The organism is Streptomyces sp. NPDC046925 (assembly GCF_040644915.1).
Taxonomy (GTDB): Bacteria; Actinomycetota; Actinomycetes; order Streptomycetales; family Streptomycetaceae; genus Streptomyces.
This window is the reverse complement of record NZ_JBEYWZ010000003.1, coordinates 911302-936614: the sequence shown is the minus strand read 5'-3', so window position 1 is coordinate 936614 and position 25313 is coordinate 911302. Positions and strand designations below refer to the sequence as shown.

General features: G+C 70.2%; 23 protein-coding genes. 16 read left to right on the top strand and 7 right to left on the bottom strand.

Annotated elements, in window-relative coordinates; genetic code table 11:
• Positions 1-24: 24 nt before the first annotated feature.
• The 12 genes from ABZ906_RS17440 (at position 25) to ABZ906_RS17385 (ending at position 13241) form a co-directional block, all read left to right on the top strand.
• A complete protein-coding gene (locus ABZ906_RS17440; protein WP_361382901.1) occupies positions 25-417 on the top strand; it encodes a VOC family protein in 393 nt (130 codons plus the stop codon).
• Positions 418-538: 121 nt separating this feature from the next.
• Positions 539-1147, top strand: a complete 609-nt coding sequence (locus ABZ906_RS17435) for a hypothetical protein (RefSeq protein WP_361382898.1) — start codon at positions 539-541, stop codon at positions 1145-1147.
• A gap of 45 nt (positions 1148-1192) precedes the next feature.
• Positions 1193-4444 (top strand): S41 family peptidase, encoded by a 3252-nt coding sequence (locus tag ABZ906_RS17430; RefSeq protein ID WP_361382895.1) that lies wholly within the window; start codon positions 1193-1195, stop codon positions 4442-4444.
• 381 nt (positions 4445-4825) lie between these two features.
• The gene (locus tag ABZ906_RS17425; protein ID WP_361189138.1) at positions 4826-5179 is read left to right on the top strand and encodes a histidine triad nucleotide-binding protein; all 354 of its coding nucleotides are present in this window, start codon (positions 4826-4828) and stop codon (positions 5177-5179) included.
• Between the two features lie 6 nt (positions 5180-5185).
• Positions 5186-6094 carry a ribonuclease Z gene (locus ABZ906_RS17420; protein ID WP_361382892.1) on the top strand — a complete coding sequence of 303 codons (909 nt, stop codon included), beginning with the start codon at positions 5186-5188 and terminating at the stop codon, positions 6092-6094.
• Between the two features lie 12 nt (positions 6095-6106).
• Positions 6107-7108: an adenosine deaminase gene (locus tag ABZ906_RS17415; RefSeq protein ID WP_361189143.1), complete on the top strand. Its 1002-nt coding sequence runs from the start codon at positions 6107-6109 to the stop codon at positions 7106-7108.
• 161 nt (positions 7109-7269) lie between these two features.
• Positions 7270-8469 carry a macrolide family glycosyltransferase gene (locus ABZ906_RS17410; protein ID WP_361382889.1) on the top strand — a complete coding sequence of 400 codons (1200 nt, stop codon included), beginning with the start codon at positions 7270-7272 and terminating at the stop codon, positions 8467-8469.
• Between the two features lie 248 nt (positions 8470-8717).
• The gene (locus ABZ906_RS17405; protein WP_361382886.1) at positions 8718-9821 is read left to right on the top strand and encodes a PfkB family carbohydrate kinase; all 1104 of its coding nucleotides are present in this window, start codon (positions 8718-8720) and stop codon (positions 9819-9821) included.
• 215 nt (positions 9822-10036) lie between these two features.
• Positions 10037-11071: a PhoH family protein gene (locus tag ABZ906_RS17400; RefSeq protein ID WP_361189150.1), complete on the top strand. Its 1035-nt coding sequence runs from the start codon at positions 10037-10039 to the stop codon at positions 11069-11071.
• A 13-nt stretch (positions 11072-11084) separates the two neighbouring features.
• Positions 11085-11582 (top strand): rRNA maturation RNase YbeY, encoded by a 498-nt coding sequence (gene ybeY / locus ABZ906_RS17395; protein ID WP_361189153.1) that lies wholly within the window; start codon positions 11085-11087, stop codon positions 11580-11582.
• Between the two features lie 4 nt (positions 11583-11586).
• Entirely contained in the window at positions 11587-12888 is a 1302-nt protein-coding gene (locus ABZ906_RS17390) for a hemolysin family protein (protein WP_361189156.1), read from the top strand.
• Positions 12885-13241 carry an MmcQ/YjbR family DNA-binding protein gene (locus ABZ906_RS17385; RefSeq protein WP_361382883.1) on the top strand — a complete coding sequence of 119 codons (357 nt, stop codon included), beginning with the start codon at positions 12885-12887 and terminating at the stop codon, positions 13239-13241. The genes ABZ906_RS17390 and ABZ906_RS17385 overlap by 4 nt, the downstream gene beginning before the upstream one ends.
• Positions 13242-13257: 16 nt before the next feature.
• On the opposite strand, the gene ABZ906_RS17380 is transcribed toward ABZ906_RS17385, so the two are convergent.
• A complete protein-coding gene (locus ABZ906_RS17380) occupies positions 13258-14715 on the bottom strand; it encodes an MFS transporter (protein WP_361382880.1) in 1458 nt (485 codons plus the stop codon).
• 95 nt (positions 14716-14810) lie between these two features.
• Between ABZ906_RS17380 and ABZ906_RS17375 the strand changes: the two genes are divergently transcribed.
• Complete coding sequence (locus ABZ906_RS17375) at positions 14811-15719, top strand: helix-turn-helix transcriptional regulator (protein ID WP_361383272.1); 909 nt, start codon at positions 14811-14813, stop codon at positions 15717-15719.
• A gap of 26 nt (positions 15720-15745) precedes the next feature.
• Positions 15746-16099 (top strand): cytidine deaminase, encoded by a 354-nt coding sequence (locus tag ABZ906_RS17370; protein WP_361382877.1) that lies wholly within the window; start codon positions 15746-15748, stop codon positions 16097-16099.
• A gap of 136 nt (positions 16100-16235) precedes the next feature.
• Here the strand turns inward: ABZ906_RS17370 and ABZ906_RS17365 are convergent, their stop codons facing one another.
• Together ABZ906_RS17365 and ABZ906_RS17360 are read right to left on the bottom strand one after the other, a co-directional pair.
• Positions 16236-16574, bottom strand: coding sequence for a P-II family nitrogen regulator (locus tag ABZ906_RS17365; protein ID WP_361189166.1), 339 nt, complete (start codon positions 16572-16574; stop codon positions 16236-16238).
• Positions 16571-17884, bottom strand: coding sequence for an ammonium transporter (locus ABZ906_RS17360; RefSeq protein WP_361382874.1), 1314 nt, complete (start codon positions 17882-17884; stop codon positions 16571-16573). The genes ABZ906_RS17365 and ABZ906_RS17360 overlap by 4 nt, the downstream gene beginning before the upstream one ends.
• Before the next feature lie 169 nt (positions 17885-18053).
• Between ABZ906_RS17360 and era the strand changes: the two genes are divergently transcribed.
• Positions 18054-19022 (top strand): GTPase Era, encoded by a 969-nt coding sequence (gene era / locus ABZ906_RS17355; protein WP_361189170.1) that lies wholly within the window; start codon positions 18054-18056, stop codon positions 19020-19022.
• A gap of 16 nt (positions 19023-19038) precedes the next feature.
• On the opposite strand, the gene ABZ906_RS17350 is transcribed toward era, so the two are convergent.
• The 4 genes from ABZ906_RS17350 to ABZ906_RS17335 all read right to left on the bottom strand — a co-directional run bounded on the left by ABZ906_RS17350 (position 19039) and on the right by ABZ906_RS17335 (position 23150).
• Positions 19039-20286 (bottom strand): MFS transporter, encoded by a 1248-nt coding sequence (locus tag ABZ906_RS17350; RefSeq protein ID WP_361382870.1) that lies wholly within the window; start codon positions 20284-20286, stop codon positions 19039-19041.
• Positions 20283-21665, bottom strand: coding sequence for a GH1 family beta-glucosidase (locus ABZ906_RS17345; RefSeq protein WP_361382868.1), 1383 nt, complete (start codon positions 21663-21665; stop codon positions 20283-20285). The genes ABZ906_RS17350 and ABZ906_RS17345 overlap by 4 nt, the downstream gene beginning before the upstream one ends.
• Positions 21666-21775: 110 nt before the next feature.
• Positions 21776-22042, bottom strand: coding sequence for a protealysin inhibitor emfourin (locus tag ABZ906_RS17340; protein ID WP_361382865.1), 267 nt, complete (start codon positions 22040-22042; stop codon positions 21776-21778).
• A 37-nt stretch (positions 22043-22079) separates the two neighbouring features.
• Positions 22080-23150, bottom strand: a complete 1071-nt coding sequence (locus ABZ906_RS17335; protein ID WP_361382862.1) for a M4 family metallopeptidase — start codon at positions 23148-23150, stop codon at positions 22080-22082.
• 298 nt (positions 23151-23448) lie between these two features.
• Between ABZ906_RS17335 and leuA the strand changes: the two genes are divergently transcribed.
• Positions 23449-25176 carry a 2-isopropylmalate synthase gene (gene leuA / locus ABZ906_RS17330; RefSeq protein ID WP_361382859.1) on the top strand — a complete coding sequence of 576 codons (1728 nt, stop codon included), beginning with the start codon at positions 23449-23451 and terminating at the stop codon, positions 25174-25176.
• The last annotated feature ends 137 nt before the right edge of the window (positions 25177-25313 follow it).

The window sequence follows — 25313 nt, the reverse complement described above, 5'->3', positions numbered from 1 at the left end:
ACCGCGCAGGGTAAGGGAGATACCGTGGAACTCGCCCAAGTGCGGCTGCTCGTATCGGACTTCGCGGCCTGTTATCGCTTCTACGCCGACATCCTGGGCCTCAAGCCCCAGTCGGGGGCGACCGACGGGCCGTACGAGAAATTCAGCCCGGCGACCGGCTCCGCGGGGATCGCGCTCCAGGACCGCTCGGCGATGGCGCGGCTCCTCGACGAACTGGACGAGCCCGCGACCGGACACCGCTCACTGGTGGTGCTGCGGGTCGACGACCTCGACGCGTACTGCGCGCGGATCGCCGAACGCGGCGGAGTCATCGTCCACGGACCCGCCCCCCTGACGGAGCGCATGCGGGTCGCCCATCTCAGGGACCCGGAAGGGAACTTGGTGGAGTTGCAGGAGTGGCTGCTGCTGCGCGGCTGACGGCCGACCCGCAGATAGGCGGGAAGGCGTTCGGAGTGGACGCAAAGGGGACTATCGTCAGGCGGCTCGCGGTGGCACTCTGCCGCCTATGGGGGCATTGAGGCGCATACGTGATCGTGCGGTGAGCGCAGGCGGACGGCGCGGGCGGGTGCTGTACGCCGTCGGGTTCGCGGGGGCGGCGGTGATCGGCGTCGCCGCGTGTGATCCGGTCGACGGGTCCACGAACACCGCGGCCATCGCCATCACCACCGACGAGATGGCGACGAAGGAGCTGGAGCGCCAGCACCTCGACGTGCTGTGGATCAGCTGCACGGCCCGCTTCAAGGACAGGGTCACACCCTCCAGCGGCGATCCGGAGCAGAAGACCGACGTCGACGTCGACTGCCAGGGACAGGCCAGGAACGGCAAAGGCTCCGACGACACCAGCGACATCACCGTCACCGGTGTGGTCTGGTCCGTCGTCGACGGGCACTGCGTCCGCGGCAGCCTGACCGCCAAGGTCGACGGCAAGCAGTGGTTCCACGTGGACGTGCTCGGCGACTGCGAGGGCGGCGACGACGGGAACGACGGCAGCGACGACGGCAATTGGGACGACGGAAACGACAACGGCGACGACCACAGCGGCGACAAGCCCGACGAGCCGGACCAGCCACCCGCGGCGACCGTCACGGTGACCGCCACGCTGCCGCCGACGCCGGATCCGACGTGCTCGTGCTTCAAGGGCAAGTGATCCAAAACGCTGTCCGGGGCCGCTGCGGCTGCTTAGGCTGGCTTGGTGACATCGACTGGGCACTCTGCGTATCTCCGGTATCCGCATCTGCGCGGCGAGTTGGTCGCCTTCACCGCTGAGGACGACGTGTGGGTCGCGCCCCTGGACGGCGGCCGGGCATGGCGCGTCAGCGCCGACAACATGCCCGTGAACCACCCCCGCATCTCCCCGGACGGCACGACCGTCGCCTGGACCTCCACCCGCGACGGCGCCCCCGAGGTGCATGTCGCGCCAGTCGACGGCGGACCCTCCACGCGGCTGACGTACTGGGGCAGCGCCCGTACGGGGGTGCGGGGCTGGACCCCGGACGGGCAGGTCCTCGCGGTCAGTACGTACGGCCAGGCCTCGCTGCGCCGCAGCTGGGCGCGGGCCGTCCCCCTCGACGGCGGGCCCGCCGACACCCTTCCGTACGGCCTCGTGGGCGACGTCGCGCACGGCCCCGAAGAAGGCCAGGCCCTGCTGCTCTCCGCGCCGATGGGGCGCGAGGCCGCCTGGTGGAAGCGGTACCGAGGCGGCACGGCGGGCAAGCTGTGGATCCGGCGGGGCGGTGAGGACGGCAAGGGCGGCGCGGGCACCTCGGGAGGTGAGGACCGGTTCGTACGCGTCCATGAAGAGCTCGACGGGAACATCGAGTACCCGCTGTGGGTGGGCGAGCGCATCGCCTTCCTCTCCGATCACGAAGGCGTCGGCGCCCTCTACTCCTCGCTCGCCGACGGCTCCGATCTGCGCAGGCACACCGGAATCGACGGCTTCTACGCCCGGCACGCCGCCACCGACGGCACCCGCGTCGTATACGCGTCGGCGGGTGAACTCTGGCTCCTTGACGACCTGTCGGACGCCGAGCCGCGCCGCATCGACGTCCGCCTCGGCGGTCAGCGCACCGACCTCCAGCCGTTCCCCGTGAGCGCGTCCCGCTGGTTCGGCGCCGCCGCCCCCGACCACACGGGGCGGGGCAGCGCCGTCTCCGTGCGCGGCGGCGTGCACTGGGTGACCCACCGCGAGGGGCCCGCCCGTGCGCTCGCCGTCGAGCACGGGGTGCGCGCACGGCTACCGCGCACCTTCCGCGTCGACGGCGAGGAACACGTCGTCTGGGTCACGGACGCCGAGGGCGACGACGCCCTCCAGTTCGCGCCCGCCACCGGCCTCGCGCCGGGCGCGACGCCGCGCAGGATCGCCGCCGGGCAGCTGGGCCGGGTGCTCGGGCTCGCCATGGCGCCCGACGGCAGCCGGGCCGCCGTCGCCTCGCACGACGGGCGTGTGCTGCTCGTGGAGCGGGAGAGCGGGGAGGTGCGCGAGGTCGACCGCGGAGAGCACGGGGACGCAGGGGGTCTCGTCTTCTCGCCGGACTCGGCCTGGCTCGCGTGGTCGCATCCGGGGCCACGGCCGCTGCGCCAGCTGAAGCTGGCGAACACCGCCGACCTCTCGGTGTCCGAAGCGACGCCGCTGCGCTTCCGCGACTACGCGCCCGCGTTCACCCTCGACGGCAAGCACCTGGCGTTCCTGTCGGCGCGGGCCTTCGACCCCGTCTACGACGAGCACGTCTTCGACCTCGCCTTCGTCGGCGGATCGCGGCCCTACCTCATCACGCTGGCCGCCACCACGCCCTCGCCGTTCGGGCCGCAGCGGCACGGGCGGCCCTTCGAGGCGCCCGACAAGGACGAGACCCCGGACAGCGAGGGCTCGCCCGTCACGCGCATCGACCTCGACGGGCTCGCCGACCGCATCGTGCCGTTCCCGGTCGAGGCCGCCCGCTACTCCACCCTGCGGGCCGCCAAGGACGGCGTCCTGTGGCTGCGGCATCCCGTGCGGGGCGTCCTCGGCGCGTCCAGGGCCACCCCGTCGGACCCCGACCCGCGCACCGAACTCGAACGGTACGACCTGGCGCAGCAGCACATCGACGAGCTGGCATCCGACGCCGACCACTTCTCCGTCAGCGGGGACGGCAAGCGGGTGCTGCTGTGGGCCGACGGCAAGCTGAAGGTCGTGCCGAGCGATCGGCGTGCCTCCGGCGAGGAGGGCTCCGACTCGAACATCAACGTCGACCTCTCGCGGGTCAGGCAGACGGTCGATCCGGCCGCCGAGTGGCGCCAGATGTACGACGAGGCCGGGCGGTTGATGCGGGACAACTTCTGGCGGCCCGACCTGGGCGGCGTCGACTGGGACGGCGTACTGGACCGCTACCGTCCCGTGCTCGACCGGGTGGCCACGCACGACGATCTCGTGGACCTGCTGTGGGAGGTCGCCGGGGAGCTCGGCACCTCGCACGCGTACGTCATGGGGGGCGGGGCCTGGGGGAGTTCGTCCGTACGGCAGGGGCTGCTCGGCGCGGATGTCTCGCGGGGCGAGGACGGGGCGTGGCGCATCGACCGGATCCTGCCCTCCGAGACGTCGGACCCGTCTGCCCGCTCGCCCCTTGCCGCGCCGGGTGTGGCCGTCCGTGCCGGGGACGCGTTGCTGGCGATCGCGGGGCGGCCGGTGGATCCGGTGACGGGGCCCGGCCCCTTGCTGGTGGGTACGGCGGGGAAGCCGGTGGAGCTGACGGTGTCGCCCGCGGGCGGGGGCGACCCCCGGCACGCCGTAGTGATCCCCGTCGACGACGAGGAGCCGCTGCGGTACCACGCGTGGGTCGCCGACCGGCGTGCCTACGTCCATGAGCGGTCCGAGGGGCGGCTCGGCTATCTCCACGTGCCGGACATGCAGGCGCCCGGCTGGGCGCAGATCCACCGGGATCTGCGGGTGGAGGTGGCCCGCGACGGGCTCGTGGTGGACGTCCGCGAGAACCGCGGCGGTCACACGTCCCAGCTGGTGGTGGAGAAGCTCGCGCGCAAGATCGTGGGCTGGGACCTGCCGCGCGGCGCACAGCCCTTCAGCTACCCCTCGGACGCGCCCCGCGGCCCCGTCGTCGCCGTCGCCAACGAATTCTCCGGCTCCGACGGAGACATCGTGAACGCGGCGATCAAGGCGCTGGGGATCGGGCCCGTGGTGGGTACGCGGACGTGGGGCGGCGTCATCGGCATCGACAGCCGGTACCGCCTGGTGGACGGGACGCTCGTGACGCAGCCGAAGTACGCCTTCTGGCTGGAGGGGTACGGGTGGGGCGTCGAGAACTACGGGGTGGATCCGGACGTGGAGGTCTGGACCACCCCGGAGGATTACGCGGCGGGGCGCGATCCGCAGCTGGACGAGGCGATCCGTCTTGCGCTTGCCGCGCTGGAGGCTGCGCCGCCCAAGACGGCGCCGGAGCTGCCGCGGGACTGAGCGGGGCGGTTTGCGCCGTGCGGGTCTGCTCCGTCTGTGGGTGCGGGGGCGCGCCGGTATGTCCGTCCTCGCCATCCGCCTGTGGTCGCCTGTTCTCTTCCGGCTGGGGAGTGCCGCGAACCGTGCTCCGGGCGGAAATACCGACACACCCCCTCCCGAGCGTCGCCGACTGCGAGTGCTCGCGTGTTACTGCCGGGAAATCGGGCGGGTGGGCGGGAGAGCTTGTTCGGTCAGGGGTGGATGCGGGGTGAACGGGCGGGTGGGTGGGAGAGGCTTGTTCGGGGGCGAAGGGACGCCGGGGGCTGAGGGGACTGGCCGAGCTTGGGCGCAGCCCGGATAGCATGCGGGGGACAGTGACGCAGCGAGGCACGGAGGCGCCGTATGGCGGGAGAACCGCAGGCAGACTGCTTGTTCTGCAAGATCGTCGCGGGTGACGTACCCGCCACCGTCGTCAGGGAGACGGACACGACCGTGGCCTTCCGGGACATCAACCCGCAGGCCCCCACCCACATCCTGGTCATCCCCAAGGTGCACCACCCGGACGCGGCCAGCCTCGCCGCCGCCGAACCGGCCATCGCCGCCGACGTCCTGCGCGAAGCCGGAGAGGTCGCCGCCGAGGAGAAGGCGGAGAGCTACCGCATCGTCTTCAACACCGGCGCCGGCGCGGGCCAGACCGTCTTCCACGCGCACGCCCACGTCCTGGGCGGACGCGGCCTGCAGTGGCCTCCCGGATAAACCGCCTTGTCCGTACGTGAATTGGTTGTCCTCGGCACCGCGAGCCAGGTACCGACCCGGCACCGCAACCACAACGGCTACGTCCTGCTCTGGGACGGGCAGGGCATCCTCTTCGACCCCGGCGAGGGCACGCAGCGCCAGATGCTGCGTGCCGGGGTCGCCGCACACGACCTGCACCGGATCTGCGTCACGCACTTCCACGGCGATCACTCGCTGGGGCTGCCCGGCGTCATCCAGCGCATCAACCTGGACCGCGTCCCGCACGACGTGACCGTGCACTTCCCGCACTCCGGGCGGCACTTCTTCGACCGGCTGCGATACGCCACCGCTTACCGCGAGACCGTTCAGCTCGTGGTCGAACCCGTCGAGGCCGATGGCCGGCTGGCCGCCGGGCCTCCCTTCGCGCTCGACGCCGTCAAGCTGTCCCACCCCGTCGAATCCTTCGGCTACCGCATCACCGAGCCCGATGGTCGTCGCATACTCCCGGACCTGCTCGCCGCGCGCGGCATCACGGGGCCCGACGTGGGGCGCCTGCAACGCGAGGGCGAGTTGCGGGGCGTCACGCTCGACGAGGTCAGCGCGGTGCGGCGCGGGCAGCGGTTCGCCTTCGTGATGGACACCCGGCTCTGCGACGGCGTCCACGCCCTCGCCGAGGGCTGCGACATGCTCGTCATCGAGTCCACCTTCCTGAACGAGGACGAGCAACTAGCGCTTGATCACGGTCACTTGACCGTGGGCCAGGCCGCCCGTGTCGCCGTCGAATCCGGCGTCCGGCATCTCGTGCTGACCCACTTCAGCCAGCGCTACCCCGACCCCGGCGTATTCGAGCAGCAGGCCCGGGACGCGGGATTCGACGGTGAACTCACCGTCGCCCAAGACCTGTTGCGTGTACCTCTGCCCAAACGAACCACCTGAATGAGCCGCGCCATGCCCCTCCCCAAAGCCGAACTCCACCTCCACATCGAGGGCACGCTCGAACCCGAGCTGGCCTTCGCCCTCGCCGCCCGCAACGGCGTCACCCTGCCCTACGCGGACACCGAAGAGCTCCGCAAGGCCTATCTCTTCGACGACCTTCAGTCCTTCCTCGACCTGTACTACGGCCTGATGGCCGTGCTGCTCACCGAGGAGGACTTCGAGGAGCTCGCCGACGCCTATCTGGCGCGCGCCGCCGAGCAGGGAGTACGGCACGCCGAGATCTTCTTCGACCCGCAGGCCCACATGGCGCGCGGCGTCGGCATCGACACCGTCGTCGAAGGGCTCGGGCGCGCCCTGGACCGCAGCGAGGAGCGGCACGGGATCTCGACCCGGCTCATCATGTGCTTCCTGCGGGACCAGTCCGCCGAATCGGCCCTGGAGACGCTGGAGGCCGCGAAGCCCCATCTGCACCGGATCATCGGCGTCGGACTCGACTCCGCCGAGGTCGGCCACCCGCCCGCCAAGTTCCGCGAGGTGTACGAGGCGGCCGCCGCGCTCGGCCTGCGCCGGGTCGCGCACGCCGGTGAGGAGGGGCCGCCCGCGTACATCACGGAGGCCCTCGACGTACTCGGCGTCGAGCGCATCGACCACGGCCTGCGCTGCATGGAGGACCCGCGCCTTGTGGAGCGGCTCGTGAGCGAGCGCGTGCCGCTCACCCTCTGCCCGCTGTCCAACGTCCGGCTGCGCGCCATCGACGTACTCGAAGAGCATCCCCTCGCGCGGATGATGGACGCCGGGCTGCTGTGCACGGTCAACTCCGACGACCCGGCGTACTTCGGCGGCTATGTCGACGACACCTTCCACGCCGTACGGGAAGCCCTCGGGCTCGACCAGGAGCGGCTGCGGGAGCTCGCGCGGAACTCGTTCGAGGCGTCCTTCCTCGACGGGAGCGCGCGGGACGAGGAGCTGCGGGCCCGGTATCTCGCCGAGGTCGCGCAATATTCGTTCGACTGATCGCCGAGGGCGGAGTTATGGTCCGCCCATGGACTCCTTCATTCAGCTCTACGGCTGACACGGCCCTCATAGGCCCGAGCGCCCCCGCTGGTCAGCGGCTGTGGCGCCGGGCCGCCGTGTCCTGATCCGTAGCAGTGAGAACACGTGAAGGAATCTCATCCATGCATCGTCGAACTTCCCGTCGCCGTGCCCACATCGCCATGGTCGGCGTCCCGATGGTCAGCCATGTGCTGCCCTCTCTGGAGATCATCCGTGAGCTGGTGGCGCGCGGCCACCGGGTGACGTACGCGAACGACCCCGCGACCCGCGGCCTCATCGAGCCCACCGGCGCCGAACTCGTCCCGTGCACATCGGGGTTGCCGTTCAAGGACAACGTCTGGCCCGAGGACCCGATCGCCGCGAGCGGCCTGTTCCTGGACGACGCGATGTCGGTGCTTCCGCAATTGCGCTCGTTCTACGACGAGGACCCCGCCGATCTGTATCTGTACGACATCGGCGCGTACGTCGCCCGTGCCCTTGCCGAGGGGCAGCGGCGGCCGTTCATGCAGCTGTCGCCGACCTTCGTGGCCTGGGAGGGCTATCAGGAGGAGGTCGGTGCGCACCTCCGGCAGCTTCCGGGGGCCGCCGAGTTGGAGGCGCGGTTCGGGGAGTGGCTCGCGGAGTGCGGGGCCACGACCCTGGACGTCGCCGCCTTCTCGGGCACGCCCGACCGTGCGATCGCGATGATCCCGCGGGTCATGCAGCTCTCCGCCGACCGGGTCGATCCGAAGCGGGTCGACTTTGTGGGGCCCTGCTTCGGGGACCGGGCGGACCGCGCGGGGCAGGGGGAGTGGCGGCGGCCGGAGGGTGCCGAGAAGGTGTTGCTCGTTTCGCTCGGGTCCTCCTACACGCAGCAGCCCGAGTTCTACCGGCAGTGCGTGGGGGCCTTCGGGGGGCTTGAGGGGTGGCACGTGGTGCTCCAGATCGGCAAGCACGTGGATCCCGCGGAGCTCGGGGAAGTGCCGGGGAACGTCGAAGTGTGCTCGTGGGTACCGCAGTTGGCGATCCTGGAGCAGGCCGACGCGTTCGTGACCCATGCGGGGATGGGGAGCAGCAGTGAGGGGCTGTTCTGCGGGGTGCCGATGATCGCCGTTCCTCAGGGGGCCGAGCAGCCGCTCAACGCTGACCGCTTGGTTGAGTTGGGGGTTGCCCGGCGGATTGATACCGCTGATGCGGTGGCGGGGGCGCTGCGGGCCGCGCTCCTTGAGCTGACGTCCTCTCCCGATGTCGTGCTTCGGGCTGCTGAGCTCAAGGCGGAGGTGCGGGCTGAGGGGGGTACGGCTCGGGCTGCCGATCTTGTTGAGGCGGAGCTCGGGGGGTAGCTGGTTGGGGGCGGGGCTTCTTCTTTCCCCAACCCCGCCCCTTCCCGAAAACCCGCTGGCGCGGGGGCCTTGTACGTACCGTCATCACCGGCTTCGCCGAGTTCGTCCTCAAACGCCGGACGGGCTGATAGCAGCAGGCCTCCCGCGCCGGGCGGGGTGACAACAACAGGCCTCCCGCGCCGGGCGGGCTCGACCCTGGCTCGTCCGGCGTTCGAGCCCCACGGGGTTTCTTCCGTTACGTTGCCTGCATGGTCGTACCTCTCAAACCCAGCATCGACCCGCTCAAGGCAGCCCGCAGAGCAGGCGATCCGTCCTGTGACGTCTTCCTCACCGGCACGGTCTTTCTCGACATCATCTTCACCGGGCTCGATTCCGCGCCGGTGCGCGGGACCGAGTCCTGGGCGCGCGGGATGGGGTCGAGTCCCGGTGGCGTGGCCAATATGGCGACGGCGCTTTCCCGGCTCGGGCTGCGTACGTCCCTCGCGGCGGCCTTCGGGGACGACCACTACGGGGAGTACTGCTGGGACGCCCTCGAACAGGGGGAGGGCATCGATCTCGCGACGTCACGCACCGTGCCCGGCTGGCACTCCCCGGTGACCGTCTCCATGGCGTACGAGGGCGAGCGGACCATGGTCAGCCATGGGCACGAGCCGCCGCCGGACGCCGACTCCACGGACGGCGGCGCCCCGGCGTGCCCGCCGCGCGCGCGTGCCGCCGTGGCCTCCCTGACGCCCGGCACACGGGCGCCCTGGATCGCCGGGGCCGCGCGTACGGGCACGCGGATCTTCGCTGACGTCGGCTGGGACGACACCGGGCGCTGGGATCTGGCGGGGCTCGCGGACCTGGAGCACTGCGAGGCGTTCCTGCCGAACGCGGAGGAGGCCATGCGGTACACCAGGACCCAGTGCCCCAGAGCCGCCGCGCGGGCGCTGACCGAATACGTGCCGCTCGCGGTGGTGACGCTGGGTGCGGACGGGGCGTACGCGGTGGACGGGCGGACCGGCGAGACCGCGGAGGTTCCGGCCATCGCGGTCGAGGCGCTTGATCCCACGGGGGCCGGTGATGTCTTCGTGGCGGGCTTCGTGACCGGCACCCTCGCCGGCTGGCCCCTCGCCGACCGGCTCGCCTTCGCGGGGCTCACGGCGGCGCTCTCGGTGCAGGAGTTCGGCGGGTCCCTGTCGGCGCCCGGCTGGGCGGAGGTCGCCACGTGGTGGCGGACCGTGCGGGAGGTCGACGACCAGGACCCGGTGGCGCTGCGGCGCTACGGATTCCTGGAGGGCCTGCTCCCGGAGGCCACCCGTCCGTGGCCGCTGCGGCGGGCCGTGCCGACGATCGGCTTCAGATCCGCGTAACAGGTCGTACAGCTGTGCGTCACCGGAGTGAAAAAGCCCTACGGCGGTGTCAGTGGGGCGTCGTACTCTTGGCAGTGCAGAGGGCTACCAGGCGTTGTGGTACCCAAAGGCACCGCAACCACTGATTGAGTAACCACCACGGCGGGCGACCAGGTCCGCGAGAGCGGCGCCGGTTTAGGCGCAGAGGAGGGATGAGCAGGCCATAGTGCCGGCCCATGACTCAGACACCCACAGCTCGTACCCCTGCCAAGGGCCAGTCGCGAGCACACTTCACCGTTCCGGCGAACCACCCGATGGTGACGGTGCTCGGCTCCGGAGACGCCCTGTTGCGCGTGATCGAGAAGGCCTTCCCGGCGGCCGACATCCATGTCCGGGGCAATGAGATCAGCGCTGTCGGAGAGGCCCACGAAGTGGCTCTCGTCCAGCGACTGTTCGACGAGATGATGCTGGTGCTCCGCACCGGTCAGCCGATGACGGAGGACGCAGTGGAACGCTCGATCGCCATGCTCAGGGCGGACGAGGCAGGCGAGGGCGACGGCCAGGAGACCCCGGCCGAGGTCCTCACGCAGAACATCCTCTCGTCCCGCGGCCGCACGATCCGCCCCAAGACGCTCAACCAGAAGCGCTATGTCGACGCCATCGACAAGAACACCGTCGTGTTCGGCATCGGCCCCGCGGGCACCGGCAAGACGTACCTGGCCATGGCCAAGGCCGTGCAGGCGCTCCAGGCCAAGCAGGTCAACCGCATCATCCTGACCCGCCCCGCCGTCGAGGCCGGGGAGCGGCTCGGCTTCCTGCCGGGCACGCTCTACGAGAAGATCGACCCGTATCTGCGGCCGCTGTACGACGCGCTGCACGACATGCTCGACCCCGACTCGATCCCGCGCCTGATGGCGGCGGGCACGATCGAGGTCGCCCCCCTGGCGTACATGCGCGGCCGCACGCTCAACGACGCGTTCATCATCCTGGACGAGGCGCAGAACACCAGCGTCGAGCAGATGAAGATGTTCCTCACCCGCCTCGGCTTCGAATCGAAGATCGTGATCACGGGCGACGTCACCCAGGTCGACCTGCCGAACGGCACCAAGTCGGGTCTGCGGCAGGTCCAGGACATCCTGGAGGGCATCGACGACGTGCACTTCTCGCGGCTCACGTCCCACGATGTCGTACGGCACAAGCTGGTCGGCCGTATCGTCGACGCGTACGAGAAGTACGACGACAGTCAGCAGAACAAGAAAAACGGGAAGTAGCGGAAGCCGCACCATGTCGATCGACGTCAACAACGAATCCGGGACCGAGGTCGACGAGCAGGCGATCCTCGACATCGCCCGCCACGCCCTCGCGCGGATGCGCATCCACCCGCTCTCCGAGCTCTCGGTGATCGTCGTGGACGCCGACGCCATGGAGCAGCTCCACATCCAGTGGATGGACCTGCCGGGACCGACGGACGTCATGTCCTTCCCGATGGACGAGCTGCGTCCGCCCGCCAAGGACGAGGAGGAGGCCCCGCAGGGCCTCCTCGGCGACATCGTCCTGTGCCCCGAGGTCGCGCTCAGGCAGGGCAAGGAAGCGCCGACGGAGCACTCCATGGACGAGGAGCTCCAGCTGCTCACCGTCCACGGCGTCCTCCACCTGCTCGGGTACGACCACGAGGAGCCGGACGAGAAGGCCGAGATGTTCGGCCTCCAGGCGGCCATCGTCGACGGCTGGCGCGCCGAGAACGGCCTGACCGGGCCGTCTCCGGCGCCCACCGTCTCGTAACCCCATGAGCTTCCAGTTGATCGCGGGCGCCGTCGCCCTGGTCGTCGTCGCCTGGCTCGCGGCCTGCGCCGAGGCGGGCATCGCCCGCACCTCCAGCTTCCGCGCGGACGAGGCGGTCCGCTCCGGGCGGCGCGGCAGCGCCAAGCTCGCCCAGGTCGCCGCAGACCCCACCCGCTATCTCAACGTGGCGCTGCTCGTGCGCGTCGCGTGCGAGATGGCCGCGGCGTCCCTGGTGACGTACGCCTGCCTGAACGAATTCGCGAAGACGTGGGAGGCGCTCGCCGTCGCCATCGCGGTGATGGTCCTCGTGTCGTACGTGGCCGTGGGTGTGTCGCCGCGCACCATCGGCCGCCAGCACCCGATCAACACCGCGACCGCCGCCGCGTACGTCCTGCTGCCGCTGGCCCGCATCATGGGCCCGATCCCGCCGCTCCTGATCCTCATCGGCAACGCCCTCACGCCCGGCAAGGGCTTCCGGCGGGGCCCGTTCGCCTCCGAGGCCGAGCTGCGCGCGATGGTCGACCTCGCCGAGAAGGAATCGCTCATCGAGGACGAGGAGCGCCGCATGGTGCACTCCGTCTTCGAGCTCGGCGACACCCTCGTACGCGAAGTCATGGTGCCCCGCACGGACTTGGTCGCCATCGAGCGCTTCAAGACCATCCGGCAGGCGCTCACCCTCGCCCTGCGCTCCGGTTTCTCCCGCATCCCGGTGACCGGCGAGAGCGAGGACGACGTCGTCGGCATGGTCTATCTCAAGGACCTGGCCCGCAAGACGCACATCAACCGCGACAGCGAGTCGGACCTGGTGTCGACGGCGATGCGCCCGGCGACGTTCGTGCCCGACACGAAGAACGCGGGCGACCTCCTTCGCGAGATGCAGCAGGAGCGCAACCACGTCGCCGTCGTTATCGACGAGTACGGCGGCACGGCCGGGATCGTCACCATCGAGGACATCCTCGAAGAGATCGTCGGCGAGATCACCGACGAGTACGACCGTGAACTGCCGCCCGTCGAGGAGCTCGACGACGGCTGCTACCGCGTCACCGCGCGCCTCGACATCGGTGACCTCGGCGAGCTCTTCGGGCTCGACGAGTTCGACGACGAGGACGTCGAGACGGTCGGCGGCCTCCTCGCCAAGGCGCTCGGCCGCGTCCCGATCGCCGACGCCTCGGCCCTCGTGCCGCTGCCGGACGGGCGCGAGCTGAAGCTCACCGCGGAGTCCGCGGCCGGGCGGCGGAACAAGATCGTGACGGTGCTCGTGGAGCCGGTCGTGCCCGAGGGCGCGGAGAAGGAGACGTCAGGGTGACCCCCCAGGAGCTGCGCGCGTTCTGTCTTTCCTTCAACGCCGTGGTGGAGGAGTTCCCGTTCGGGCCCGACGCCTCGGTGTTCAAGGTCGCCGGGAAGATGTTCGCGCTGAGCTCCCTGGACGCGAAGCCGCTGAAGGTGAATCTGAAGTGCGATCCGGACATGGCGGCCCAGCTGCGGGCCGCGCACCCGGAGATCGTGCCGGGATGGCACATGAACAAGCGGCACTGGAACACCGTGACGGTCGACGCGAAGCTCCCGGACCAGCAGGTCCGGGAGCTCGTCGAGGACTCGTACGACTTGGTGGTGGCCGGGCTCCCGAAGGCGGAACGACTGCGGCTCGACCGGCCCTAGCCCTTACGCCGACGCCCTAGCCCTTACGCCGGGTGCGCAGGCCCAGCGCGACCAGGGCCGCCGCCACGAGCACCACGGCCGCGTCGATCAGGAGCACCGTCCGTGTCCCCGCCAGGAGATCCGTGCCGGTGGTGGCGAGGACTCCCAGGAGCGGGATGCCGATCGTGATGCCCACCTGCTGGGTGGACGTCACCAGGCCGGTGGCCAGGCCCTGCTCATCGTCCGGCACACCCGACGTGACCGTCACGCCGTACGAGATGATCGCGCCCAGGTGGAACATGCTCGCCACCGAGACGCCCGCGGTGGCCAGCCATACCGACCAGATGCCCTCGTCGATGCCGAGCAGCGCCGCGATGAACAGGCCCTGGCCGAGCAGCGATCCGACGAGGGTGCGGCGCGCTCCGAAGCGGCTGATGACCTTGGGCGCGAAGATCCCGGCGACCACCGAGACCACGCCCTGCACGCCGAAGACCAGACCCGTCCGGAAGGCGGAGAGCTCCAGGACTTCCTGGAGGTAAAGCGTGAGGGCGAAGATGACCGCCGACATCATCGAGAAGGTGACGAGACCGCCCAGGTTGCCCCACGCGACCGTCCTGCGCCGCAGCATCGGCAGCGAGACCAGCGGTGACGCGGCGCGCGACTCGATGTACCCGAAGGCCGCGAGCAGCAGCACGCCCGCGACGAGCGTGACGATGACGTCCATGCCGCCGAAGCCGCGTTCGGCGGCCGTGGAGAGCGAGTAGATCAGAGCGAGCAGACCGCCGGTGACGGTGACCGCGCCGGGGATGTCCAGGCGGGGGCGCTCAGGGGTGCGGGACTCGGGCAGCAGGCCGGGCGCCAGCGGCAGCACGATCAGCGCGAAGAGGGTCAGCAGGCCCATCGTGGAACGCCAGCCGAGCGTGTCGGTGAGGACGCCGCCGAGAACCATGCCGACCGTGAAGCCGAGCGAGAGCAGCGTGCCGGATATCCCGAGCGCCCGGTCACGCTGCGGGCCCTCGGGGAACGTGGTGGTGAGCAGCGACATGCCGGTCGGCACGATGGCCGCCGCGCCGACACCCTGGAGCGCACGTCCGGTCAGGAACGACGCCGGGTCCCAGGCGAAGGTCGCGAGCAGCGAGGCAAGGCCGAACAGGGCGAGACCGCCGAGGAACAGCTTGCGCCGCCCGAACAGGTCGCCGGTACGGCCGAAGAGCAGCAGGAAGCCGCCGGAGGGAAGGGCGAACGCGGTCACCGCCCACTGGAGCGCGGACTGGCTCATGCCCAGGTCGGTGCCGAGCACGGGCAGCGCCACGTTCAGTACGGAGAAGTCGAGCGCGACCATGAACTGGGCGGCGCAGAGCACGAAGAGGACGAGCTTGTCGCGGGTGGAGAGCTTGGGAGCCGAGGGCTGGGACTGGGGCTGGGGCTGGGGCTGGGTTTGCGGGGCCGGGGGCGCCGTTGTCGTGGACGGGGGAGTGGTGGTGTCGATCGCCATGAGACGAGCTTCGGGCGTCAGGAATAGCCGTGGGGAGCGGGAACTTATGCTGGTGGTCGTAACACCAGGCAAGGGGGAGCTTGCGCATGCCAGGGATGAGTGAGGCCGCGGCCGGGGTGCCGCAGGACGCGTCGAAGGCGCGCAGGCTCAGTGAGCTGCGCGAGTTCCTGATGAGCCGCCGCGCCCGGGTCAGCCCCGCGGAGGCGGGACTTCCGGACGGCGGCGCGCGGCGGCGTACACCGGGTCTGCGCCGCGAGGAGGTCGCCGTGCTCGCCGGGGTCGGCGCGTCCTGGTACCAGTGGCTGGAGCAGGGCCGCGACATCTCCGTGTCGCCGCAGGTCCTGGACTCCGTGGGCCGCGTCCTGAAGCTGTCGAGCACCGAGCGGCGGCATCTGTACGTCCTCGCCGGGCTCAACCCGCCCGCCCCCGAGGTCGAGCAGGCCGACCGGGACATGTGCGAGGGGATGCAGCGCCTGATCGACACATGGATGCCGTACCCCGCGCACATCATGGACCGCTACTACAACTGCGTCATGTACAACGACGCGGCCGGAATGGTCTTCGGGATGCGCCCCGAGATCACCCAGAACTGCCTCGTGGACTTCTTCACCGACCCCATCTACCGCTCCCGGAGCGTGAGTTGGCGGACCAACGCGGAGTCGGTCGTCGCCCAGTTCCGCGCGTCGTGCTCGGAGACCCCGGACGACGAGGGCTTCCAGGCTGTCCTCGCCGAGCTGCGGGAGACGGCGGGCGAGGAGTTCACCGAACTGTGGGAGCGGCGGGACGTGCGGCCCGCCGGGCAGGTGCACAAGGAGCTCATCCATCCCCTGGTGGGGACCTTGCACGTGGAGTCGACGGCGTTGCGGGTGCCGGCGCGGCCCGATCTGACGATCGTGCTCCATACGCCGCTTCCCGAGGCGGAGACCGCGGCGAAACTGGAGTGGCTCGCCTCGCCCGAGGGGCGGCGGGGGTCGATGTACCCGGTGGCCCCGATGGCCATGTAGCTCTCTGACCTCCGTATGCTCGGCTCATGACCGAGAGTGCTGCGCTTGACGCTGAGGACCGGAAGATCGTGACGCTGGCTCGTTCGGCGCGGGCGCGGAACGGTGTGGCCGAGGGGGCCGCTGTGCGGGACGAGACGGGGCGTACGTATGTCGCCGGGACGGTTTCGCTGGACTCCCTGAAGCTTTCCGCCCTGCGTACCGCCGTTGCGATGGCGGTTGCTTCCGGTGCGGAGTCTTTGGAGGCGGCGGCCGTTGTCTCCTCCGAGGAGGCGCTCTCCGTCGAGGATCTTTCCGCTGTGCGGGACCTTGGTGGGGTGGGGACGCCGGTGTTTCTGGCGGGGCCTGATGGTGCGGTTCGGGTGCGGGCTCAAGCGAACTGAGTCTTTCCCCAACCCCGCCCCTTCCCGGCTGTATCCATTGGCGGCTGCGCCGCGCAGGGGCTCCGCCCCAGACCCCGGTCCTCAAACGCCGGACGGGCTGGAAATCCAGCCCGTCCGGCGTTTGAGCAGGTGACCGCTACACCGCGTCCGGACCCCGTTCCCCCGTCCGTACCCGGACCACCGTCTCCACCGGGACCGCCCACACCTTTCCGTCGCCGATCTTGCCCGTGGACGCCGCGCGGACGATTCCGTCGATGACCGCGTCGGCGTCCGCGTCGTCCACGACGACCTCGATGCGGACCTTCGGGACCAGGTCCACCTGGTACTCCGCGCCCCGGTACACCTCCGTGTGGCCCCGCTGGCGTCCGTACCCGCTCGCCTCGGTGACCGTGAGGCCCTGGACGCCCAGCTCCTGGAGCGCGGTCTTCACCTCGTCCAGGCGGAACGGCTTGATGACCGCGGTGATGAGCTTCATCGGACGGTGCTCCCCTTCATCGGGCTGACCAGGACGCCGTGATCGTAGGCCGTCTCCGCGTGGTGCGTCTGGTCGAGGCCCGTCTGCTCGTCCTCCGCGGACGCCCTGAAGCCCATGAGCTTGTCGATCGCCTTGCCGATGCCGTACGTCACGGCGAACGTGTACGCCGCCACGACGAGCACCGCCACCGTCTGCTTGCCCAGCTGGGCAAGCCCGCCCCCGTAGAAGAGGCCCTCCGCGCCCTCCGTCATCGTGGCCGTCGCGAACAGGCCGATCAGGAGCGTGCCGACGATGCCGCCGACCAGGTGGACGCCCACGACGTCGAGGGAGTCGTCGTAGTCGAAGCGGAACTTCCAGGCCACGGCGTACGAGCAGACCACGCCCGCCGCGAGACCGACCACCGCGGCGCCGAGCACCCCGACGACCCCGCACGCCGGGGTGATCGCGACCAGGCCCGCCACCGCGCCCGAAGCCGCGCCGAAGGTCGTGGGGTGGCCGTCGCGCTTCTGCTCCACGAAGAGCCAGCCGAGCAGGCCCGTGCACCCGGCGAGCAGGGTGTTCAGGAGTGAGGCCGCCGCGAGGCCGTTCGCGCCGAGGGCCGAGCCGCCGTTGAAGCCGAGCCAGCCGAACCAGAGCAGACCCGCGCCCATCAGGACCATCGGCAGGTTGTGCGGGCGCATCGCGTCCTTCTTGAAGCCGATGCGCGGACCGATGACCAGGACGAGCGCCAGGCCGGACGCGCCGGAGGCGATCTCGACGACCAGGCCGCCCGCGAAGTCCAGGGCGCCGAGCGACGAGGAGATCCAGCCGTCCGGGCCCCAGACCCAGTGCGCCACGGGAACGTATACGAGCAGCGCCCAGACGGGCACGAACACCAGCCACGCCGCGAACTTCGTGCGGTCCGCGATCGCGCCGCTGATCAGCGCCGTCGTGAGGATCGCGAAGGTCAGCTGGAAGGTGGTGAACAGGAGCGTGGGGACCGTCCCGGTGAGGGTTCCCGGGCCGATGCCCGCCATCCCGAGGTGGTCGACGCCGCCGATCAGGCCCGCGAACGCGTCGTCGCCGAACGCGAGCGAGCAGCCGGCGAGCAGCCACACCACCGTGACCAGGGCGATCGACACGAAGCTCATGAGCAGCATGTTCAGGACGCTCTTCGTGCGGACCATGCCGCCGTAGAAGAGCGCGAGGCCGGGTGTCATCAGGAGGACCAGAGCCGTGGCCGCGAGCAGCCAGGCGGTGTCGCCGGTGTCGGGGCCGTCGGCCGCGGCCAGGGTGGTGGTGAGGGAGGCCGACGAATACAGGGGCTGCACGGGGAATCTCTCCTCCGGGTGGGGGCAGAGTGAGAGCGTCACCGCCCGGCGTTTCGGAACGGGCACCCCGGCGTTTCCGTCGTGTTTCGTGTTGCGCGAGAGTTTCCGGCAGCTCACCGATGCCCGATCGGTGCCTCGGCGTGCTGCGGCCCTCCGTCGATCAGGGAGAATGGGCGCCATGAGCGTTCGTACCGAGTCATCCGAGCCGTCAGAGTCTTCCGGGTCCGTCCACCGCGCCGGCTTCGCCTGCTTCGTGGGCCGCCCCAACGCGGGCAAGTCCACCCTCACGAATGCTCTGGTCGGCCAGAAGGTGGCGATCACCGCGAACCAGCCGCAGACCACGCGGCACACGGTGCGCGGCATCGTGCACCGGGACGACGCCCAGCTGATCCTGGTGGACACCCCGGGGCTCCACAAGCCGCGCACGCTGCTCGGCGAGCGGCTCAACGACGTCGTACGGACCACGTGGGCCGAGGTCGACGTCATCGGGTTCTGCCTGCCCGCGAACGAGAAGCTCGGCCCCGGTGACCGGTTCATCGCCAAGGAACTGGCCGGCATCAAGAAGACGCCGAAGATCGCGGTCGTGACGAAGACCGACCTCGTCGACAGCAAGACCCTCGCCGAGCAGCTCATCGCCATCGACCAGCTCGGCAAGGAGCTCGGCTTCGAGTGGGCGCAGATCGTGCCGGTGTCCGCGGTCGGCGACAAGCAGGTCCAGCTGCTCGCGGACCTGATCATCCCGATGCTCCCCAAGAGCCCGCCGCTCTACCCCGAGGGCGATCTCACGGACGAGCCCGAGCAGGTCATGGTCGCCGAGCTGATCCGCGAGGCCGCGCTCGAAGGCGTACGGGACGAGCTGCCGCACTCCATCGCCGTGGTGGTGGAGGAGATGCTGCCGCGCCAGGACCGCCCCGCGGACAAGCCGATGCTCGACATCCACGCGAACGTATACATCGAGCGCCCCAGCCAGAAGGGCATCATCATCGGCCCGAAGGGCAAGCGCCTCAAGGAGGTCGGGATCAAGTCCCGCCAGCAGATCGAGGCCCTGCTCGGTACGCCGGTCTTCCTGGACCTGCACGTGAAGGTCGCCAAGGACTGGCAGCGCGACCCCAAGCAGCTGCGCAAGCTGGGCTTCTGAGGGCCCCGGCCCGCTGTCAGTCCACGCCCCTGATCCGCGTCACGAGCAGCGCCCCCGCGAGGCCGATCCCTGCTGCCACCAGGTACAGCACCCGGTAGCCCCCCAAGTGCGTCACGAGCGGGGCCGCCAGGGCGGGGGCCGCGACCTGGGGGAGCGAGTTGGCGATGTTGATGACGCCCATGTCCTTGCCGCGGTCCATGGCCTTCGGCAGGACGTCCGTCATCAGGGCGAAGTCCACCGACGTGAAGACGCCGAAGCCCACCCCGAGCACCGCCGCCGCGACGATCGCGCCCGGCCACGTCTGCCAGCCGGACAGCAGCGCCGTCGCCACCGCCATCAGGACGCCGGACCAGAGCACGAACGGTTTGCGGCGGCCCACACGGTCCGACCAGACGCCGCCCACGACCACCGTCGCGAGCAGCGTCACGCCGTTCACCGCCGTGAGGATCAGTACGCCCTCGTCCGGGTCGGAGTAGTGCAGGCGGTCCCGCAGGTAGTAGAGGAGATAGAGCAGGACCAGGGCGTTGCTGAGGTTGATCAGGAAGCGGGTCAGCCAGGCCCAGCCCAGGTCCGGGTAGCGGCGCGGGCTCAGCCAGAAGGAGCCCGCGAACGACCGCCACGCGAACGGCGGCCTGTCGTGCGGCGCGAGGCGCAGATCCCGGTGGCGCAGGACGTACGGCAGCACCCCCGCCAGCGTGAACACCGCGCACGCCGCGTACCCCGCGCCCACACCCCCGGCCACCGTCGCGAGGCCCGTCCCCACCACCACGCCCAGGATCTGCGCCGCCCCGAGCCAGCCGCCCACCGCGCCCCGCTGTAGCCGCGGCACCCGGTCCGGCACGGCGGCCGTGACCGCGGCGAACGCGGCGTTCAGCGTGAGCTGCACCAGGCACCAGCCCGCCGCCATCCACCACACGGACCCCGCGGCCGAGAGCAGCAGGAGCGCCGCCGCGCCGCCCGCCGCGCCCGCGACGATCCACGGCGTGCGCCGCCCGAAACGCGACACCGTCCGGTCGGAGAGCGCGCCGAAGAGCGGGTTCGAGGCCAGGGACACCACGGCCCCCGCGCCCGCCACCCACGCGAGGACCGTTTCCTTCGACGTACCGGCCGGGGCGAGGTCCTCCGCCTGGAGGGCGAGGAGGATCTGCAGCGGGCCGTACCAGCCGACCCAGATCGCTCCGTTGGCGAGCGAGAGCGCGGCCGTCCAGCTCCGCCCGACCCGCTCCTCGGGCTCTCTCAGCGCCAGGTCCGGATCCGCGGTCATGCCCGTTGCGCCCGCAGCGCCTCGCGCAGCCACGCGTACGACGCCTTCGGGGTGCGTTCGAGAGTTTCGTAGTCGACGTGCACGAGACCGAAGCGCTGCCGGTAGCCCTCCGCCCACTCGAAGTTGTCCATCAGGGACCAGACGAAGTAGCCGCGCACGTCGACCCCTTCCGCCAACGCCCGGTGCACCGCCCGGACATGACCGTCGAGGTAGTCGATCCGCCGCTGGTCGTCGAGCCCCTCGTACGAGCAGCCGTTCTCGGTGATGACCAGCGGCGGCAGCCGGTCGCCGTACCGGTCGCGGAAGCCGGTGAGCAGCTCGGTGAGCGATTCCGGGACCACCGGCCAGCCGAAGTCCGTCACCGCGCGACCCTCGATCTCCCGCACGGAGAAGGGAAGTTCGGGCGGCAGAGTGAGGCCGGAGAACTCCGTCGGTCCGGCTGCCGCCGGGAGCGGTGCGCCCACCTTCGTCGGCTGGTAGAAGTTGATCCCGTACCAGTCGATCGGCTCGGTGATGACCTTCAGGTCGGCCTCGACGTCGCCGGTGGTGGCGGACAGCAACTGGCCGATGAAGTCGGGGTAGCGGCCGAGGATCAGCGGATCCGCGAACAGCCGGTTCAGGAGTACGTCGTAGAAGTCCGCCGCCTGTACGTCCTCGGGCGAGGCCGATGCCGGCCAGGTGGGGCCGTGCGAGTTGGCGATGCCGATGTCCGTGACGCCGGCCGCCCGCAGCGCCCGTACGGCGAGGCCATGGGCGAGGAGCTGGTGGTGCGCCACGGGCAGCGCGTCGAACATGAGCTGCTTGCCCGGCGCGTGCTGGCCCAGCGCGTGGCCGAGCAGGGTGTGCTCGGCGGGTTCGTTGAGGGTGATCCACTTCTTGGCGCGGTCACCGATGCGCCCGGCCACCACGGCCGCGTACTCGGCGAACCGTTCGGCCGTGTCCCGCCGCAGCCAGCCGCCCCCGCCTTCGCCGTCGCCGTCGAGCGCGAGCGGTGTGTCCCAGTGGAAGAGCGTGGGGACGGGGCTCACCCCGGCCGCGCACAGCTCGTCGACGAGGCGGTCGTAGAAGTCCAGGCCCGCAGTGTTCACCTCGCCCGCCCCGCCGGGCAGCACCCGCGGCCACGACACCGAGAAGCGGTACGCGCCCGCCCCCAACTCGCCCACGAGCGCGACGTCTTCGCGGTACCGGTGGTAGTGGTCGCAGGCGACGGCGGCCGTCGTGCCGTCCTTCACCCGGCCCGGCACCGCGGTGAACGCGTCCCAGACCGAAGGCCCGCGCTCGTCGACGGCGCCCTCGATCTGGTGAGCGGAGGTGGACACCCCCCACAGGAAGTCGCGGGGGAACTGAGGTAGTGGTTCGCGCGCATCGCTCGCTGCCATGGGCGCGATCTTCCGTACGGCCGCGCACGGAAGTCAATGGGCGGGCCCGGAAAAGATGAACACCGCTCAAGTTCTACGGGTGCGCAAGGCGTGCCGTGCCCGCGCGCCTGCTACGCGCCCTCTTTCAGTACGCGCGTGATCAGCTTCCGCTGCGGATCGGTGAGCCGCGGATCCGAGCAGTACACCGTGTGTCCGTCGACGGTGAGCTGGTAGTTGAAGCCGTCCGGCACCCCTATCGGCGGCGTGGTCCGGCCCTCGGCCACGGCCTCCTCGGCCAGGGCCTGCCACTCGTGGGCATCGGGCAGTCCCGAGGTGTCGATCTCGGCGTTCCGCTCGATGCCCGCGAATCCTCCCGTGCGCTTCACCTGGATACGCATGGAACCTGTCTACTCCATGGGGAGGTCGGTGGGTAGGTCAGTTTGTGTCCACCTTGACCTGGGACCACGCGTCGATGACGGCCTTCAGCTCGTCGCCGTCGCCGTACTTCTCGCGCGCGGCGGCCACCGTCAGCTTCGCGAAGTCCGCGAAAGAGCCGTCCTGCGCCAGCCGGCCGCCGGTCAGAACGGCGTACCAGATCTGTCCTGCCCGCTCCCACGCGTTGCCGCCGAGGGCGTCGGCGACCAGGAAGAAGGCGCGGTTGGGGATGCCCGAGTTGATGTGCACGCCGCCGTTGTCGCGGCCCGTGCGGACGTAGTGGTCCATGTCGGCGGGCTGCGGGTCCTTGCCGAGCACGTCGTCGTCGTAGGCCGTGCCGGGGGCCTTCATGGAGCGCAGCGCCTTGCCCGTGACGCGCGGTGCGAGCAGCCCCGCGCCGATCAGCCAGTCGGCGTCGGCCGCGGTCTGGCCGAGCGTGTACTGCTTGATCAGCGAGCCGAAGACGTCCGACATCGACTCGTTCAGGGCGCCGGGCTGGCCGAAGTACGTGAGGTTGGCGGTGTACTGCGTGACGCCGTGCGTCAGCTCGTGGCCTATGACGTCCACGGGGATGGTGAAGTCGAGGAAGATCTCGCCGTCACCGTCGCCGAACACCATCTGCTCGCCGTTCCAGAAGGCGTTCCCGTACTTCTCGCCGTAGTGGACGGTCGCGTTCAGCGGCAGGCCGCTGCCGTCGATGGAGTTGCGCCGGTACGTCTTCAGGTACAGCTCGAAGGTCGCGCCGAGGCCCGCGTACGCGCGGTTGACGGTCGCGTCCTTGCCCGGCCGCTCGCCCTCGCCGCGGACCTTGCGGCCCGGCAGCTCGGTCTTGTGCTTCGCGTCGTAGATCGTGCGGTGCGGTTTGTCCGCCGCCGCTTCCTTGGGCAGCGAGACGGGCGGGGCGCCGATGACCGTGGTCAGCCGGCGGCGGGTGCGCTCGATCGAGTCGCGCTCAAGGGTGCGTCGAGCGGGACCTGCGAGCGTGGCGTCGTCACTCTGGGCCAGAGTGTCGAGCACGTGAGGCGGAATGATGGTGCAGAAGACAGGCTCGAAGCCTGGATTGGCGGTCATAGCGGGCAATGTGGCACTGGGTCATGCCGCTGTCACTACCTGCAACCATGATTTGTGAAATAGAGGTATTGATCACCTATTAGCCGTTAACTGAAAGCGATCCCGCATACTGATACGGACCCGCGCGTACAGCGCGGCTCGGCTAGGCTTCGGAGCATCATGCGTTACGGGCTGCTTCTCCTTAGCTGCCGCGGCGAGGGCCTGTAGTCGAGGCCGACCCCCTCCCCGCGGAGTTCGGTGTTGCTCGCGAAGCGACCGTCGGCCGTCCTTAAGGACACTCCCGAGGAGCCCCCGCATCATGGCGATCAAGCCCAATCTGCAGCGTGCCACTTCCATGCCGGTCCACAAGTACGGCCAGTACGACCAGGTCGACATCCCCGACCGCACGTGGCCGGACAACCGCATCACGGTCGCCCCCCGCTGGCTCTCCACGGACCTGCGTGACGGCAACCAAGCGCTGATCGACCCGATGTCCCCGGCGCGCAAGCGCGAGATGTTCGACCTGCTGGTCCGCATGGGCTACAAGGAGATCGAGGTCGGCTTCCCCTCCTCGGGCCAGACGGACTTCGATTTCGTACGGTCGATCATCGAGGACGGCGCGATCCCGGACGACGTCACGATCTCCGTCCTGACGCAGGCCCGCGAGGAGCTGATCGCCCGCACCGTCGAGTCGCTGGTCGGCGCCAAGCGCGCCACCGTCCACCTGTACAACGCGACCGCGCCCGTCTGGCGCGAGGTCGTCTTCCGCGGCTCGAAGGACGCGGTCAAGCAGATCGCCGTCGACGGCACGCGCCTGGTCATGGAGTACGCCGAGAAGCTGCTGGGCCCCGAGACGGTCTTCGGCTACCAGTACAGCCCCGAGATCTTCACGGACACCGAGCTGGACTTCGCCCTGGAGGTCTGCGAGGCCGTCTGTGACGTATGGCAGCCCGCCGAGGGCCGCGAGATCATCCTGAACCTGCCCGCCACGGTTGAGCGCTCGACGCCCTCCACCCACGCGGACCGCTTCGAGTGGATGTCGCGGAACCTGACCCGGCGCGAGCACGTCTGCCTGTCCGTCCACCCGCACAACGACCGCGGCACCGCCGTCGCCGCCGCCGAGCTGGCCATCATGGCCGGCGCCGACCGCATCGAGGGCTGCCTGTTCGGCCAGGGCGAGCGCACCGGCAACGTCGACCTGGTCACGCTGGGCATGAACCTCTTCTCGCAGGGCGTCGACCCGCAGATCGACTTCTCGGACATCGACGAGATCCGCCGCACCGCCGAGTACTGCAACCAGATGGAGATCCACCCCCGCCACCCGTACGCGGGCGACCTCGTCTACACCGCCTTCTCCGGCTCCCACCAGGACGCCATCAAGAAGGGCTTCGAGGCCATGGGTCTCCGGGCCGAGCAGCAGGGCAAGACGGTCGACGAGATCGAGTGGGCCGTCCCGTACCTGCCCATCGACCCGAAGGACGTCGGCCGTTCGTACGAGGCCGTGATCCGCGTCAACTCGCAGTCCGGCAAGGGCGGCATCGCCTACGTCCTGCAGAACGACCACAGCCTGGACCTGCCGCGCCGCATGCAGGTCGAGTTCTCAAAGATCATCCAGACGAAGACGGACAGCGAGGGCGGCGAGGTCACGCCCGACGCGATCTGGGGCATCTTCCAGGACGAGTACCTGCCCAACCCCGCCAACCCGTGGGGCCGCATCCAGGTCAAGAACGGCCAGACCACCACCGACAAGGACGGCACGGACACGCTGACCGTCGAGGCGACGGTCGACGGCGAGGACACCGTCCTGTCCGGCACCGGCAACGGCCCGATCTCGGCGTTCTTCGACGCCCTGCAGGGCATCGGCATCGACGTCCGCCTCCTGGACTACCAGGAGCACACGATGAGTGAGGGAGCCTCCGCACAGGCCGCGTCGTACATCGAGTGCGCGATCGGTGACAAGGTTCTGTGGGGCATCGGTATCGACGCGAATACGACACGTGCGTCCCTGAAGGCCGCCGTTTCCGCGGTCAACCGAGCGGCTCGCTGACCAGCGCCTCGCGCCTCCACTACGCAATATCCAGGCGCCGGACGGGCTCGAATGGGCCCGTTCGGCGCTTTTGCGTGCCACCGTGTCCAGGGCGTCTACCGGCCATCTCTCGCCCGGGGTGCTGACGCCACATCAAC

Bases quoted from the DNA above. Each gene is read 5' to 3' on its own strand.
- ABZ906_RS17425 (WP_361189138.1), top strand. From the start codon at position 4,826: ATGGCGGGAGAACCGCAGGCAGACTGCTTGTTCTGCAAGATCGTCGCG.
- ABZ906_RS17415 (WP_361189143.1), top strand. From the start codon at position 6,107: ATGCCCCTCCCCAAAGCCGAACTCCACCTCCACATCGAGGGCACGCTC.
- ABZ906_RS17410 (WP_361382889.1), top strand. From the start codon at position 7,270: ATGCATCGTCGAACTTCCCGTCGCCGTGCCCACATCGCCATGGTCGGC.
- ABZ906_RS17405 (WP_361382886.1), top strand. From the start codon at position 8,718: ATGGTCGTACCTCTCAAACCCAGCATCGACCCGCTCAAGGCAGCCCGC.
- ABZ906_RS17400 (WP_361189150.1), top strand. From the start codon at position 10,037: ATGACTCAGACACCCACAGCTCGTACCCCTGCCAAGGGCCAGTCGCGA.
- ybeY (WP_361189153.1), top strand. From the start codon at position 11,085: ATGTCGATCGACGTCAACAACGAATCCGGGACCGAGGTCGACGAGCAG.
- ABZ906_RS17390 (WP_361189156.1), top strand. From the start codon at position 11,587: ATGAGCTTCCAGTTGATCGCGGGCGCCGTCGCCCTGGTCGTCGTCGCC.
- ABZ906_RS17380 (WP_361382880.1), bottom strand. From the start codon at position 14,715: ATGGCGATCGACACCACCACTCCCCCGTCCACGACAACGGCGCCCCCG.
- ABZ906_RS17375 (WP_361383272.1), top strand. From the start codon at position 14,811: ATGAGTGAGGCCGCGGCCGGGGTGCCGCAGGACGCGTCGAAGGCGCGC.
- ABZ906_RS17370 (WP_361382877.1), top strand. From the start codon at position 15,746: ATGACCGAGAGTGCTGCGCTTGACGCTGAGGACCGGAAGATCGTGACG.
- ABZ906_RS17365 (WP_361189166.1), bottom strand. From the start codon at position 16,574: ATGAAGCTCATCACCGCGGTCATCAAGCCGTTCCGCCTGGACGAGGTG.
- era (WP_361189170.1), top strand. From the start codon at position 18,054: ATGGGCGCCATGAGCGTTCGTACCGAGTCATCCGAGCCGTCAGAGTCT.
- ABZ906_RS17350 (WP_361382870.1), bottom strand. From the start codon at position 20,286: ATGACCGCGGATCCGGACCTGGCGCTGAGAGAGCCCGAGGAGCGGGTC.
- ABZ906_RS17345 (WP_361382868.1), bottom strand. From the start codon at position 21,665: ATGGCAGCGAGCGATGCGCGCGAACCACTACCTCAGTTCCCCCGCGAC.
- ABZ906_RS17340 (WP_361382865.1), bottom strand. From the start codon at position 22,042: ATGCGTATCCAGGTGAAGCGCACGGGAGGATTCGCGGGCATCGAGCGG.
- ABZ906_RS17335 (WP_361382862.1), bottom strand. From the start codon at position 23,150: ATGACCGCCAATCCAGGCTTCGAGCCTGTCTTCTGCACCATCATTCCG.
- leuA (WP_361382859.1), top strand. From the start codon at position 23,449: ATGGCGATCAAGCCCAATCTGCAGCGTGCCACTTCCATGCCGGTCCAC.